The following is a 15272-nucleotide window of genomic DNA, read 5'->3' as shown; positions in this document are numbered from 1 at the left end:
TTTAAATATTCAGAATTGTAAGAATGCATACTTTTGTACCATCCTTTCCGAGAGGATTAGGTTTTCATAGATTAAAATGGGTTAGAGTAAAGTCCGGGGTGGTTCCCGGACTTTTTTATTTTGTCAATCTATGGTCTTCTGGCTATTTGAATTGATAAAAAGTATATTTCCTATCTCTTGGTAGCCTGTAAACAAACCAGATTTTTCGTGTTTTAATGATTCTCCTCTAAAACCAATAATAGTTAAACCAGCATCAGCTGATCGTTTATTAATTAATTCACGGGAAGACACATCTATTTGTTCATGAATGATTTCGATATTGGAATTGGTAATTGGTAACCTACCAGATACAACAAGATCATCAAGTTGTTTGCGAGTTTCTGATGCTTGTTCCTCTTTACAAATATTAAAGATTTTAATATCAGCCTTATTCCAATCGGGATGACCACCTATTATAAAGCTCAATAATATCATGAGATTTGCATTATCGGTATCCGAAGATTTAATCCAAACATGGATATTATTCTTATAATTGAATTTTCGTCGTGCACTACCTAAAATACAGAAATCAAAATTTCCTGCTTTAGCCAAAGAGTAATTCTCAATAATCAGATCTAATCGATCTGGATTGTCTTTATCAAATTCAAATATCACCATGTTATTTTCCATACCCGCAATTCCAGGTAATTGTATAGCTTGAGCTATAGCTGATGTGTAAGATGGAGAAATTATCGTATCAACGTACACATGATTTTCCATTTTATCAAAACTATTGATAAGCTTATGCAGTTCTTCCTGCGATTGAGAATATGTAGCTTTTGAATAATAGCCTTCAATTCTGTGTAAATAGGTTCCAAATCCGTATTTATACGAAATCCAGTTCAACAATTTAAAGGCAGTATCTCGTTCAAAAGAATCCTTTGATATACATATTGCACTTGGTCGCCATTCCCTCACCTTTCGTTTCCCAGCTTTTTGTAAAAAAACCTGCATATTTCGATTCAATTGATAAAGAGAATTCAAGAAAATGGACTCCAAGCCATTTCTATGTTTGTGATATCTGTTAATATACAAATAGATCAAAGTCATTAGCACAACGGCACTAAAGGCATATAAAGTATTTATTTTAAACATTACCCATATTGAAATCCAAAATCCGATTAGGGATAAAAACCATTTTGATTTAAATGATGGACGATAACTAGGCGAAGAACCAAAATGATTCAAAAAAGATATTAGACAAAGAGCTCCATAGGTAAGCATAAAGAACATCGAAATAATTTCTGCGACAGCATTCACATCTCCCAACACTACAAATATCATCGCAATTATACAGGTAACCAATGAAGCATTAATAGGTTCATTATCGGAAACTCGTCCTTTCGAGAGCCATTTATTTACTCCTTTTGATGGAAACGATTTATCAATTGAGAGCGCTTGTAATGTCCTAGGTGCAACCATTACAGAACCTAAAGCCGATGAAATGGTTGAAGCGGCTAATCCTAAAGGAATCACAACTGCACCACCAAGAGCAATCTTAGACATGATTAATTGATTTGCTACTAAATCTTCACTACTTGCCGATCCCGCTAATTTATAAACGATGAAAAAGTAGATGATCATGCCAATTACTGTAGCCGCAGTTGTACCCAAGGGAATAGATTTTGAAGGATTTTTTAAATCTCCCGATAATCCAACACCAGCAGTCATTCCCGTAAACGCCGGAAATATTATTGCAAACACAATGAAGAAATTATCAGAGTTTCGAAAATCAGCATTCAATAAATTGAAGTTGCTAACAGCAGAATATTCTGTCTTTCCTAAAAAGAATAATATTAATGAGGCAAATAAAATGGCAACAACGAAATAAAGAGCTTTAACACCCAAATTGGCTCCTTTTTTAAGAATTAAGATAGAAAGTAATAACATAGCCGGTACACTTACTACCTGACGAGGAAGATCGTATCCATATGTTTCCCTTAGCCAATTAAAAATAGGTTCAAATGCTTCTGTAAAAGCAATGATATAAAATGCTACGCTAATTGCCTGAGACATAAAAAGTGCAATCCCAATTGTTGCTCCAACATTTAACCCGAATGAACGTGATATAATGAAATATTCTCCTCCGCCTTCTACACGCTTATTTGTTGCAATTTCGGAAATCGCAAAGGCAGTTGGAATAGTTACAGCGTGTCCCAACAAAATAATAAATATCACTCCCCAAAAACCAACATTTCCAACAGCATAACCAAATCGTAAAAATAAAATAGCACCCAAAATGGTAGAAATTGCGGTAAAAAAAACAGGAGCCGTTCCAAATTTTTGTGAATTATGAGTTGATGACATAGTATAAATATTGAATGTTAGTCTATTAAAAATAGGAAAAAACTGCATATCAACTAAATATTAACAAGCATAACTTGCTCTTCATTATAAGAATCTTTCTTACTTGAACAATTGTTTAGCTTCTAGCTTATTTATGTATTTTTAACAATTCCTTCACTCTCAGTTTGTTTGTGAAACTTATTATTTGTGTAAATTTATTACCCTTTAGAGCATTAAAAATGAGTCAACCCAAGCCAGGCAATCAAAAAAAACTTCTGAATGGGGTTAGACCAAGTAGAATCATTTATCCGATTTTATTTGGCTTAGCTGTAGTTGTTTATATGTTGTCTAAAGAAGTGGATAGCAACACTTTTTCTTTAATTGAGTTCACATGGTATTCATTGTTTTGGTTATGCATTGCTCTTGTTATGATGATTATTAGGGATCTAGGTTATATGGCAAGGCTTAGAATACTTACTGATGGAAAATTTTCCTGGCGAAAATCTTTTCGAATTATTATGCTTTGGGAATTTACCTCAGCGGTAACTCCGTCTGCAATTGGAGGTACATCTGTTGCCATCCTTTACCTTAACAAGGAAGGTCTAAAAGTTGGTAGAAGTTCTGCTGTAGTCATGTCAACCTCATTTCTTGATGAATTGTACTTTATTGTCATGTTTCCTTTATTAATTCTGTTGTTAGACGTACAACAACTGTTCATGATAGATTCTCCTGAACATTCGTTATGGCTGGACTCTCTTTTGTATTTTGCTTTGGGTGGATATTTGGTTAAACTCCTTTATCTAATCGTCCTAACTTATGGTCTATTCTGGAATCCTCGAGGTTTAAAATGGTTGCTACTTTGGATTTTTAAATTACCTGTTCTTCGCAAATGGAAACATGGAGCTAATAAAGCAGGAAGTGATATAATAGAAAGTTCAAAAGAATTACGCAGAAAACCATTTAGATTTTGGTTTAAAGCATTTATGGCTACCTTTTGCTCTTGGACAGCCAGGTATTGGGTTGTTAATGCTATGCTATTAGCATTTTGGTTTCAAGGTTATGCTTTCTCTGAACATATAATGATATTTGCTCGTCAATTGGTAATGTGGATTATGATGCTGGTTAGTCCAACTCCTGGAGGAAGTGGTTTCTCGGAGTGGGTTTTCACTCAATACTTAGGAGATTTTTTACCTTCAGCTGGATTAGCTGCAAGTATGGCTCTCATTTGGCGCCTCATATCATATTATCCTTACCTGTTTATCGGTGTTTATCTTCTTCCACGATGGATTAAAAAGAACTTTTAATCCTCACAGCATAAACTTTTATAAAACAATGTTTTACAAAATTTGACAGAAGAAAACATGCTCTTCATCAATATTTTAAGCTTTTTGACCATAATCAATATCTTATTGTCAATCAAAGAGTGTAACTTGTGTGAACAAAATATGAATAATATAAAATTCGCAATAGTTATGAAAAAGTATTTACTACTATTTATTTTCTCATTATCACTAGTTTATTCCTGTTCAGATGACAATTTTAAAAGTCCTGATAAAGAGAAAGAAAAAGACAATGACATTATTAAAAATGTAAGTATTAACAATAATTCCACAGAGCTAAATGCCCGTGTAAACTATTCCGACAAATTGCTGAAGGTTGTAGATTTACCAATAGGATCTGTTAAATCCACAAAAGAATTTCCCGAAATAGATTTAACAAAAAACTATGCGTTTAAACTAAGAGCTGAGGTAGATGCTCCTATGGTTAAAGGAGAATACGTTCAGGCAACCCATGTAAAAATAGTTGAAAACATGGCATTTGTAACCTACAATACAAAAGGAACTGAGTATAATGGTGGTGTAGAACTATTTAATATTACAGATAAGAGTAACCCAGTTCTTCAGGCTCAAGCTTTATTGCATGATGTTGATGTAAGTGCTGCTGATTATTACAACGGCAAATTGTATTTAGCTGGAGCACTTGATCCTGAAAGTGTTGGATTTGTATATGATTCACCAGCAATTCTTATTGAGTTGGAAATTAGTCCATCCGGTCAAATTCTGTACATTACAAATACATATGATATTTCATCCTATGTTGCTACTGATGTGGAAGTGGATGAAAACTATATATACGTAACAAGTGGTTCTACAGGATCATTAACAATCCTTAATCACGATTTTAGTTTAGCAACAAGCACCGCTATTAATGACGCTAGATCCTTAAGTGTAAATTCTAATAACATTTATGTTCTAGATGGGGATACTCCACAGATACAATCTTTCTCTAAGTCTGATTTTACTGCATTAAGTCCATTTTCAGTTAACGGTCCGGTAACTCCCGAATCAAAAACTGAAATTGATGTGAATGAAGAATACGTCTTAGCAGCATTAAACGAAGGTGGATTAGATATCAGATTATTAAACGGAGAACTAAAAGAACATATTGAACGACCTCCTACACCTGAAGACCGTTTAGATGAGAACTATGTAACCAATTCGGTAGCGCTGAACGAAGAGCTTTTACTAATTGGAAATGGTGGTGCCGGATTATATGTTGGTGCTATGATTCCTGAAGAAAATGACGATGTAACACTTCTTGGAAGTATGGATTTTGATGCTTCTGTTAATTTTGTTGAATCAAAAGATGAGTACATTTTTGTTGCAGCAGGAACAGGTGGCTTAAAAATATTAACCATTGAACTGGATGAAGGAATTCCTGAGGATATTATTCCTACCAAACCTTGTGCTACCTTAATCGATAATATTGTTGCAATGTTTCCTCCAGGAACAAACAATATAGATACACATTCTGATCTGTTCACAGATGAAAACAATTTAATTTTACGATTAACAAAAGAATCACCTGTTTATCTAACTTTTATTGATGAAGGTGCTGGCTGGAGAAACTCATTGGCTTACTACACTTATGATGCAGCAAATCCTCCATCAGATGAAGATGATGTTGAACTTCACATGCTATTCCCTAATGTTTCTAAAGAAGGAGAAGGTGGCGGATTAACGTCCGGCGATCGAGTTCAACTAGGTGATGTAGCATTCCCTGAAAACACAGTAATCGGATTCTGCTTAATTGCAAAAGGATGGAAGAATGGTGCTACTGTTGAAGGTGTTTATCGTCATTACACAAATACATACCTTAATCCTTTAGACAATCAGCAGCATGTTTTATTTATCGAAAACAATTGTAAAGATATTGTTCTTTGCTTTGAAGATATTAAGCTACCTGATGGTGATAAAGACTATAACGACATTATTTTTGCTGTAACTGATAATGAAGAAGACAATATGGTTGCCACAGCATTTGATACTGAAAATATCATTGAAAAATAAAATATAACCTGTTCTATATAAAAAATGTCATCCAACTGGGGATGGCATTTTTTTATGCCAAAAAATGAATTAATATTCCTGATAATACAAAAATAACAAACAATACTTCCATCATCCAGGAATATCTGCTAAGTACAAAATAATGACTAATAATGTAGGTTACTGGAATAAGAGTAACAAAATACAACTCTACTCCAGCAGCACTAAAAAGTAAAAAACTAGCTATTGCACAAAGAAAAAATATCAATAAAATGGTAAAGTATTTTCTTGAACTGATTTTCTTTTCTTCAACAACACGAGTCATAAAGGCTGATGAAATTAACACTAAAAAGCCAATAACCAGCCAAAACGCTTTTTGGTATAATGAGTATTCACCAAAATCACTTTGACTTAAAAGTGCATTAAAAGTTTGAATTAAATCCTGTAAGTTATCATTTAAATAAAACCAACTTACTGCAACAAAAACTGGTAAGATAAAACCAACAAAACCCGCTAAAATTTCACGTCCTCTGAAGTAACCTAAAAAAGCTAAAGATAGCCAAAACCATATCAGATATACTCCTGCAAAAACATAAACCAAACTTGCCAAACCAATTAGCATTCCAGCATCGAATGATTTAGCTAGGGTTGATGATCCATGATAAATACCAAAGACTCTCTCGATCGCAAAAAACAATAACAATGAAGCCAATAAAGATGGATGCATACCGTATAGTGAAACAGTTCCGGTTGCAATTAGAGCAAATACAAAGGCTGGTAAATCCGTTCGCTGTCGAATAAATACATATCGCTCGTTTAAACGAACCATCATTAAAGACAAAAATGCAAGAATTAAATATCCTACAATGTTTAATGCAACTAAACTTTCCCCGGTAATACTTTGGAGTAAAGAATAAATTGGCATTTGCGATTGACTCCCTGTTAAGGATACAGGATTCATAAAGGCTTTAAACCACAATAGTAGAATTAAAATTGGTACAAATACCAGTAGCAAATAATGTCTGCCCTTTAATGTCTTTAACAGCATGTAACGAGAAATTAAAAGTTCACTGCCCCTTTCCTAAAAAAAAAGCAGTGAGATCAGTTATTTTATAAATCGAACCCGATATCTCTTCGGAAATATTTTCCTTCAAAATCGATCAATTCTGCATTTTTAAATGAGGATTTTAATGCCTCCGACATATTCTCACCATAAGAACTTACTGAGATTACACGTCCTCCATTGGTCACAACCTCAGATCCTGAATTTGTAGTGCCTGCATGAAAAACAATACTACCTTCAACATCTTTTAAGTTGGAAATGGCTTTTCCCTTTTCATAAGTTTCAGGATAACCACCTGATACTAACATCACTGTTGATACGGTTCTTGAATCCATTTCAAAATCAGCTTTATCCAATTCTTGTTTTGAAACAGCTTCCATCAACTCCAATAAATCAGATTTTACTCTCGGTAAAATCACCTCTGTTTCAGGATCACCCATTCTCACATTGTACTCAATCACATAAGGATCTCCCCCAACATTCATCAATCCAATAAACACGAATCCTTTGTATGGAATATTATCTTTACTCAATCCTTCAATAGTAGGAAGAATAACTCTCTCCTCCACTTTTTGCATGAAATCACCTTTAGCAAAAGGAACAGGCGAAATTGCACCCATACCACCAGTATTTAATCCGGTTTCCCCTTCTCCAATTCTTTTGTAATCCTTAGCTTCAGCAAGAGTTTTATAATTTTTACCGTCGGTTAAAACAAAAACAGACAATTCTATTCCCGATAAAAATTCCTCAATTACTACTCGGTTTCCAGCTTCACCAAACATTCCGCCTAGCATCTCTTTCAACGAGCTTTTAGCCTCATCCAAATTTTTAATAATAAGAACACCTTTACCCGCAGCCAATCCGTCTGCTTTTAATACATATGGCGCTTTAAGTGATTCTAAAAACTGGTATCCTTCTTCAATATTATCATTAGTGATACATTTGTATTGAGCTGTAGGAATATTGTGTCGGAACATGAATTCCTTGGCAAAATCTTTACTTCCTTCTAATTGTGCTCCTAATTTTTCAGGACCAATAACCGGAATGTGCTTGATTTGCTCATCTGCTAAAAAGAAATCATGAATTCCATTTACCAATGGATCTTCAGGACCAACTACAAGCATATCAATCTCATTTGCCAATACGAATTCCTTAATCTTAGGAAAATCGTTTGGATTCAAATCGATATTTTCGGCTATTTCAGCAGTTCCCGCATTTCCAGGTGCTACAAATAGTTTTTCCAGCTTTTTACTTTGATTAAATTTCCATGCAAAAGCATGTTCACGTCCTCCGGACCCCAAAAGAAGTACTCTCATCTGTCAGATTAATTGTATGTTTCTGTTACTATTTGCGCTTATTTTAGTAGTCAAACTGCAACAGATCTCAGTTATAAAATGGTATAAATCGTTTGATTGAGAGCAAATTTACGGATTCAAATGCTTTATCGTACTCTTATCGACAGGATTTTTTTGTTTTTCTAGTGGCAAATGTCAAATTCATATCCCTGAGCATGCAATTCATCTATCAATCGTGGAATTGTATAGCGCATGTTTTTCTCTGATTTTTCATGATTGTGAAAAAGCAAAATAGAACCCGGACGAATTTTATTCAATACATCGCGATAGCATCTCTCTGGTGAAATATCCTGACGATAATCACCACTTAAGATATCCCACATGATAATTTTATAGTCCGAAGACAAGTATTTTGCCTGCGCTCTTTTTATCAATCCATATGGTGGTCGGAACAACTTAGAATCTACGAATTCCGAAGCCAGTATTACATTCTCTACATACTTTTGAGTATTGGTTTTCCATCCCTTCAAATGATTGTGAGTATGATTCCCCACGGCATGACCTTCCTCAACAATCCTTCTGTACAAGTCAGGATGTTTTTTTACATTTTCACCAACACAAAAGAAAGTAGCTTTTACATTCTTCTCTCTTAATAAATCCAAAGTCCACAAAGTAGATTCCGGAATAGGTCCATCATCAAAAGTTAAATACACCTTTTTATCACCAGAATTATACCTCCACACAAAGTCCGGGAACAACAATTTCAATATCCCCGGCGCTCTCATCCATCTCAATCTCATCATCCGTTTTTATAATTCCCTAAAAATCTTTTAAACTCCAATTCAATTTTTCGATTTAAATCTTCTTGTTCATATTTTGCAGTAATCTGATACATCTCCTGCATCAAATACAAATTACGATTCTGCCAACGTGGAAATTCTGATGTGGACACCGGCTTTAAACTTGCATAGTAATCCAATTCTTTAACCAATCTATCGGATATTTGTTCGATCATTTGATTGGCTTTTTCATATTCCGCAGCTCGGTAATATGCTTGAGCAATTAAAACACCATACAGATCCAATGGAACAGATTCATTTGGCACCAACTCCATACATTTATCCAATGCCATAACTGCTGAATCACGCTTTTTCTCATCCATTAGCGAATTTGCTAAACGAAGAAAATTATTGCGCATACTCAAAGTCAATCTCGAGCTGGTTTCATCTATATAAATCTCTGGATCATTAATATTTCCCCACTTAAATTCCTGCAACATATTGGTATACATTACATCGGTATTTACACGACCAGTTTGTTGATCCTCATTAATCGTTTCAACAGGAACCAATCGATAAGCAAATCCTTCCAGCTGGAAGTATTTATCTAAACCATAATAACCACTCGGGGGAACTGTAATTGCGAAGTACATTGGTCTTTCCCAATTGTTTTGCAACAACATATCAAATAATGCCAACCCACTTTTTTCAACGTAATTACCATCTATTTCCCACTCCAATTGATCAACTATATTGGCAGTATCTTTAATTCCGAGAGTATTCGTTCTTAAAATCTGTTCTTTATCAACCTTTAATCTAAATTTATTTGAAGGGAAATGATCAATTCTTTCATCATATCCATAAATAGTTTTAGTGCTTTTCTTATCGCTTAACACATAATCTAATGCTTCTTTCAAATCCAAGCCATTGTACTTATCTACATAAGCTTTTAAACGAGGATCATCAACCATATACACCACATCGCGTTTACCAAAAAGGTATTGATCTTTTTTCATTGATATTGGTAACGGTGCCGATTCGTAATTCTGTTGTTTCATCTGATCGATATACCAATCAGTTGACAAATAACTCAAATTACAGACACGAACATCGGTTCTTACTCCTTCAACTTCCTGTAAGTACCACAATGGGAACGTATCATTATCGCCCATGGTAAACAGAATCGCATTTGGTTCGCATGAGTTCAAATAATTATAGGCTAAATCTCTTGCCAAATATCGATCCGATCTGTCGTGATCATCCCAATTTTGTTGAGCCATTAATCCTGGTACAGCAAGTAAGCAGATGGCAAAAACTATCGGCAAGGCAAGTTTATCTTGTTTAATCACTTTTCTGGATAGTTCGAGAACTGCCAAAAGACCCAATCCAATCCAAATGGCGAAGGCATAAAATGAGCCTGCATAAGCGTAATCTCGTTCACGTGGTTGCAATGGAGGCTGATTCAGATACAAGACAATTGCCAAACCTGTAAATAAAAACAGGAGTGTTACTACCCAAAAATCCTGTTTTCCTTCCTTGGTTTTTTTGTAATGATAAAATAAGCCAGCAAGCCCAAGTAGTAAAGGCAAGAAGTAGTATTTGTTATTAGCCTTATTGTTCTTCATTCCTTCAGCACGCAGATTCTGATCTCCCAAACGTAGATTATCAACTATCGGAATACCAGAAATCCAGTTCCCATCAACTACTCCTCCATACGATTGCTTATCGGATTGACGACCCGCAAAATTCCACATGAAATATCGGAAGTACATGTAGTTAATCTGGTAAGAAAAAAAGAAATTAAGGTTTTGAGCAAAGCTAGGCTTCTCTTCCTGTTTTGGATCGATTCCTGTCCATTTTGCATATTCAACAGGATTCCTGCCTGTCATTCCTTTGGTATGCATTCTAGGGAAAATCGATTTATGAGTATCCTTAAAGTTTGCCTTTTTCTTTTCATAGGAAACTACATATTTCCCATCTTTTTTAATGTAGACATTTTTATCCTTAACGTAGTTGTCCTTTTCATTTAATGGAGCATTAAAATACTGACCGTAAATTAATGGAGTATCACCATACTGCTCTCTGTTCAGGTAAGACAATAATGTTTGTAAATCTTCAGGATTATTCTGATCTAAACTAGGATTAGCCGCTGAACGAATCATGATTAAGGCATAAGAAGAATATCCTATTAAAACAACTGTAAATGCCATTAAAATAGTATTGGCTACCACCTTATTTCTACTTACCGTATAACGAACTCCCCAAACAATTCCTCCTATCAAAGCCAGAATGAAAATGATTAATCCCGTATTAAATGGTAAGCCAATTACATTCACAAAGAATAAATCGAATAAAAATGCGATTTTAACAATTCCCGGAATAACAACATACATTACACCTCCAAGTAATAAAACAGACAAGCCCATTGCTTTTAAAATGCCATTTCGGCTAGGTTCGTACTTTTTAAAATAGTACAACATAACAATAGCTGGTATTGCTAATAAATTAAGCAAGTGTACTCCTATCGATAAACCCATTAAATAGGCAATCAAAATAATCCATCTATTGGCGAATGGCTTATCAGCCTCGTTCTCCCATTTTAAAATACACCAAAAAACAATTGCTGTAAAAAGCGATGATGTTGCATAAACCTCACCTTCGACTGCCGAAAACCAAAATGTATCGGAAAAAGTATAAGCCATAGCTCCAATAAAACCACTAGCCATAATTGTCCAAAGTTGAGTCGAAGAAGTTTCACCATTTTTCACAATCAATTTTTTCGCCAAATGAGTAATGGTCCAAAAAAGAAATAGAATTGTAAATGCACTCGCTAATGCCGATAAGCTGTTAATCATTAAAGCAACATATTCGGTCCCTGGTGCAAACAGTGAAAACAATCTTGCCAGTATCATAAAAAATGGCGCTCCGGGAGGGTGTCCCACTTCCAATTTATACGATGATGTGATAAATTCTCCGCAATCCCAAAAGCTAACAGTTGGTTCAATGGTTAACAAATAAACCACTGCTGCAACAGCGAAGGAAATCCAACCAATTATTAGATTGATTTTTTGATACTTGCTCATATCTTAGAGGTAAGGTTATAAATTTTCAAAATAGTACTCGAAGGTACCATTTTTAGCAAAAAGTATTGTTAAATATTATGTGAAAAAATCTTAAAGGAACGTTTTTCAATCCTAAATTTTTCCAACTTTAAATGTATGAGTGATGTGTTTTATACATCAACAAACTAATTACTTACATGAATTATTAGTTAGCTACAAACAAAAAAATGGTCGTCTTTTGTTAAGACGACCATTTTAGAAATTCATTTATTGGAAATTTTTATTCCCTATATGATTTAAACAACAATTCAAATTTTTGTTGAGTTTCATTTTTCAACTCTGTTTGTTCTCCCATTTCGGCCAATCCTAAAAGCATTTGAACCACTCTTATTTCTCTTTCCTGCTCTGTGCGGAAACTGCTCCCAAGATTTGGATTCAATGAGAAGTAATAATCCAACTTATCATGAGATTGCTGAGCCATATCTTTTAGCAAGCTATTTGCCTTTTCTGTTGCTCCCGCACGATAATATTCCTGAATAAAACCAATTAAACTATTGTCATAAGGAATCTTACTAACTGGCAGCTCTTCCATACATCTATCCAAAATATCAATCGCTTTTTCGCTTTTACCCTCATCGTTTAACTGACTTGCCAAACGACTATAGTTAGAACGGAAAGACATGATATTTACAGTTAAAATATGGAATTGATCGATATAAACATCCGGCTCTTTAATTCTACCAAACTCAAATTTATTCATGAAATTATCATACAACAAATCACTGTTGATTCTTCCCAATTCCATAGTTTGAGATTTGGTTTTTATTGGAACCAAACGATAGGCAGCTCCTTCTAACTGGAAATAATCTTCCATTCCTAAAAAGCTACTTACTCCCATTCCTACTGAGAAATAAATTGGTCTCTCCCAATTGTTACTTGCAATTATATCATAAACCATCAAGTCGTTCTTATACAAGTAACTTCTTTTGATTTTCCAATCCATTTTGTCAGCAATCAAATGAGCATCCTCAGGGCGAACTGTACCATTGTCAACTACTTTTGCCGAATCAACAGGTAAGTAAACATTTCTTCCAGGGAAGAAATCCAATTTTTTACCACTCTGCATTTCTACCCTCGACTTTTCAGAATCACTTGCCACAACAGCAATCATATCGCTTAGCTTTTGTGGATCCTTAAATCGTTCGATTATAGGAATCTGATCTCTTACGCCTGGTTCAACCTTTTCCTGTGCTACACTCATTGCTAATGGTGCCGATTCATAGGCTTTCGATCTCATTTGGTTGATGTACCAATCACCTGCCAAAAGACTCAAATTCACAATACGAATATCACGTCGGATTCCTTCTACTTCCTGCGCATACCACAATGGAAAAGTATCGTTATCACCATAGGTAAACAAGATGGCATTTGGTGCACATGAGTTCAGGTAATTCTTTGCATAAGCCAAAGTTGCATAACGTCCCGAACGATCGTGATCATCCCAGTTTTGCTGAGCCATTAATCCTGGAACTGCCACCAAACAAAGTCCAGTAACCAAGCTTGCAGTTACCACTTCAGGCATGTGCTTTTTAAGCGTTTGATACAATGCCATCACACCCAACCCAATCCAAATGGTAAAGGCATAAAACGAACCAGCATAAGCATAATCACGCTCACGCGGCTGATATGGATATTGATTCAGGTAAACAACAATTGCCAATCCTGTAAACAGGAACAAAAGCATTACCACTGTAAAATCCAGTTTGCCTTTTTTACCAGATCTAAATTGATAGATCAATCCTATTAATCCCAACAAAAATGGAAGGAAGTAATAGGTATTTCTCGATTTCTTATTTTTTAATTCAGGATACAATTTGTCCTGATTTCCAACCTTAGCATTATCGAGAACATCAAAACCAGAAATCCAGTTCCCATGCAAAATGCCTCCATGTCCTTGAATATCGTTCTGACGACCAACAAAATTCCACATGAAATATCGCCAATACATCCATCCAACTTGATATTTAAAGAAGAATTTTAAATTGGAACCAAAACTAGGTTTGTATGCAACCTCTCCATTACCTAACGTTATCGGATTGTCTTTTTTCACATCTCCCCAAAACTCGTACTGTTGCACATGATTTCCACGCGAGCTATACATACGTGGGAAAATGGTTTCGAATCGGGAATCGAACTTATATTGCTGTTTTCTCGAAGCAATTACATATTTATCTTTTCCTTTTTTATCTTTCTTCTGAATATAATTTGGTTTGGTTTCAACCAAATCAATAGCTGGAGCATTAAAATATTCTCCATACATCAATGGTCTATCACCATATTGTTCTCTATTTAAATAGGACAACAGAGCAAAAACATTATCCGGATTGTTCTCATCCATAGGTGGATTTGCCGAAGAACGAATCACGATCATAGCAAAAGAAGAATAACCAATTACAATCACCATAAAGGCGGTAATAACAGTATTCAAAATCACCATGTTCTTTTTAAGAGTATAATTGATTGCCCATATCACGCCCGATATCACCAATACTGCATAAATCATTACACCTGTATTATATGGCAAACCAAAACCATTCACAAACATCAATTCAAACCATGATGCTATTTTTATCACACCTGGAATTACTCCGTACATGATAACACCTAATATGGCAACCGAAAGGAGTGCCGCTCCAATAATTCCATTTCGGGTTGGTTCGTATTTTTTAAAGTAGTACACAAATACAATTGCTGGAATTGCCAATAAGTTTAACAAGTGAACCCCAATTGATAATCCCATTAGGTAAGCAATCAGTATAATCCAACGGTTGGCATGTTTCTCATCAGCTACATTCTCCCATTTAAGGATAGCCCAAAAAACCACTGCTGTAAACAAGGATGAAGATGCATAAACCTCTCCCTCAACTGCCGAGAACCAGAAAGTATCCGAAAAAGTATACGCCAAGGCACCTACCATACCGGTTCCCATAATAGCAAATAAATTTCCTTTGGATAGTTCTTCTCCATTCCCAATCATTTTCTTCGCCAAATGCGTAATGGTCCAGAATAAAAACAGAATGGTAAAAGCCGAAGCCATCCCCGACATCACATTCACCATTAGTGCTGCTTGTGATGGACTAGGAGCAAATAAGGCAAAAAAGCGTGCCATAATCATGAACAAAGGTGCTCCTGGTGGGTGACCAACTTCCAATCCGTAAGCTGTAGTAATAAATTCACCACAATCCCATAAACTGGTAGTAGGTTCTATTGTCAACAAGTATGTAATGGCTGCGATAAGAAAAGCTACCCAGCCTAACACATTATTAACCAAATTGTAATTCGACTTCATCTTGTGTGTATTTTTTGTTTTGTATTGATTCTAAGCAAAAATAATTGGAACGAAAATAGTCAATTTTCAG

The 15272-nt window shown here is 35.1% G+C and carries 8 protein-coding genes; 2 read left to right on the top strand and 6 right to left on the bottom strand.

Going from position 1 to position 15272, the window contains the following annotated elements; translation table 11 throughout:
- Nucleotides 1-123 precede the first annotated feature (123 nt).
- Nucleotides 124-2346, bottom strand: a complete 2223-nt coding sequence (locus GCQ56_RS00445; protein WP_152732428.1) for an amino acid permease — start codon at nucleotides 2344-2346, stop codon at nucleotides 124-126.
- 218 nt (nucleotides 2347-2564) lie between these two features.
- Here GCQ56_RS00445 and GCQ56_RS00440 point away from each other — a divergent pair, with 218 nt between their 5' ends.
- Together GCQ56_RS00440 and GCQ56_RS00435 are read left to right on the top strand one after the other, a co-directional pair.
- Nucleotides 2565-3629 (top strand): lysylphosphatidylglycerol synthase transmembrane domain-containing protein, encoded by a 1065-nt coding sequence (locus tag GCQ56_RS00440; RefSeq protein ID WP_152732427.1) that lies wholly within the window; start codon nucleotides 2565-2567, stop codon nucleotides 3627-3629.
- A gap of 168 nt (nucleotides 3630-3797) precedes the next feature.
- The gene (locus tag GCQ56_RS00435; RefSeq protein ID WP_193323678.1) at nucleotides 3798-5675 is read left to right on the top strand and encodes a DUF4114 domain-containing protein; all 1878 of its coding nucleotides are present in this window, start codon (nucleotides 3798-3800) and stop codon (nucleotides 5673-5675) included.
- A gap of 52 nt (nucleotides 5676-5727) precedes the next feature.
- On the opposite strand, the gene GCQ56_RS00430 is transcribed toward GCQ56_RS00435, so the two are convergent.
- The 5 genes from GCQ56_RS00430 to GCQ56_RS00410 form a co-directional block, all read right to left on the bottom strand.
- Nucleotides 5728-6702 carry a DUF6427 family protein gene (locus GCQ56_RS00430; RefSeq protein ID WP_152732425.1) on the bottom strand — a complete coding sequence of 325 codons (975 nt, stop codon included), beginning with the start codon at nucleotides 6700-6702 and terminating at the stop codon, nucleotides 5728-5730.
- Between the two features lie 62 nt (nucleotides 6703-6764).
- Nucleotides 6765-8033 carry a phosphoribosylamine--glycine ligase gene (purD, locus tag GCQ56_RS00425; protein WP_152732424.1) on the bottom strand — a complete coding sequence of 423 codons (1269 nt, stop codon included), beginning with the start codon at nucleotides 8031-8033 and terminating at the stop codon, nucleotides 6765-6767.
- A gap of 161 nt (nucleotides 8034-8194) precedes the next feature.
- Complete coding sequence (locus GCQ56_RS00420; protein ID WP_227005953.1) at nucleotides 8195-8815, bottom strand: polysaccharide deacetylase family protein; 621 nt, start codon at nucleotides 8813-8815, stop codon at nucleotides 8195-8197.
- Entirely contained in the window at nucleotides 8812-11874 is a 3063-nt protein-coding gene (locus tag GCQ56_RS00415) for a DUF2723 domain-containing protein (protein ID WP_152732423.1), read from the bottom strand. The genes GCQ56_RS00420 and GCQ56_RS00415 overlap by 4 nt, the downstream gene beginning before the upstream one ends.
- A 259-nt stretch (nucleotides 11875-12133) precedes the next feature.
- Nucleotides 12134-15202, bottom strand: a complete 3069-nt coding sequence (locus GCQ56_RS00410) for a DUF2723 domain-containing protein (RefSeq protein ID WP_152732422.1) — start codon at nucleotides 15200-15202, stop codon at nucleotides 12134-12136.
- Nucleotides 15203-15272 lie beyond the last annotated feature (70 nt).

It is taken from the genome of Marinifilum sp. N1E240 (assembly GCF_009295825.1).
GTDB lineage: Bacteria > Bacteroidota > Bacteroidia > Bacteroidales > Marinifilaceae > Marinifilum_A > Marinifilum_A sediminis.
Note: the sequence above shows the minus strand (reverse complement) of the source record. Positions and strands in the feature narration are given on the sequence as shown.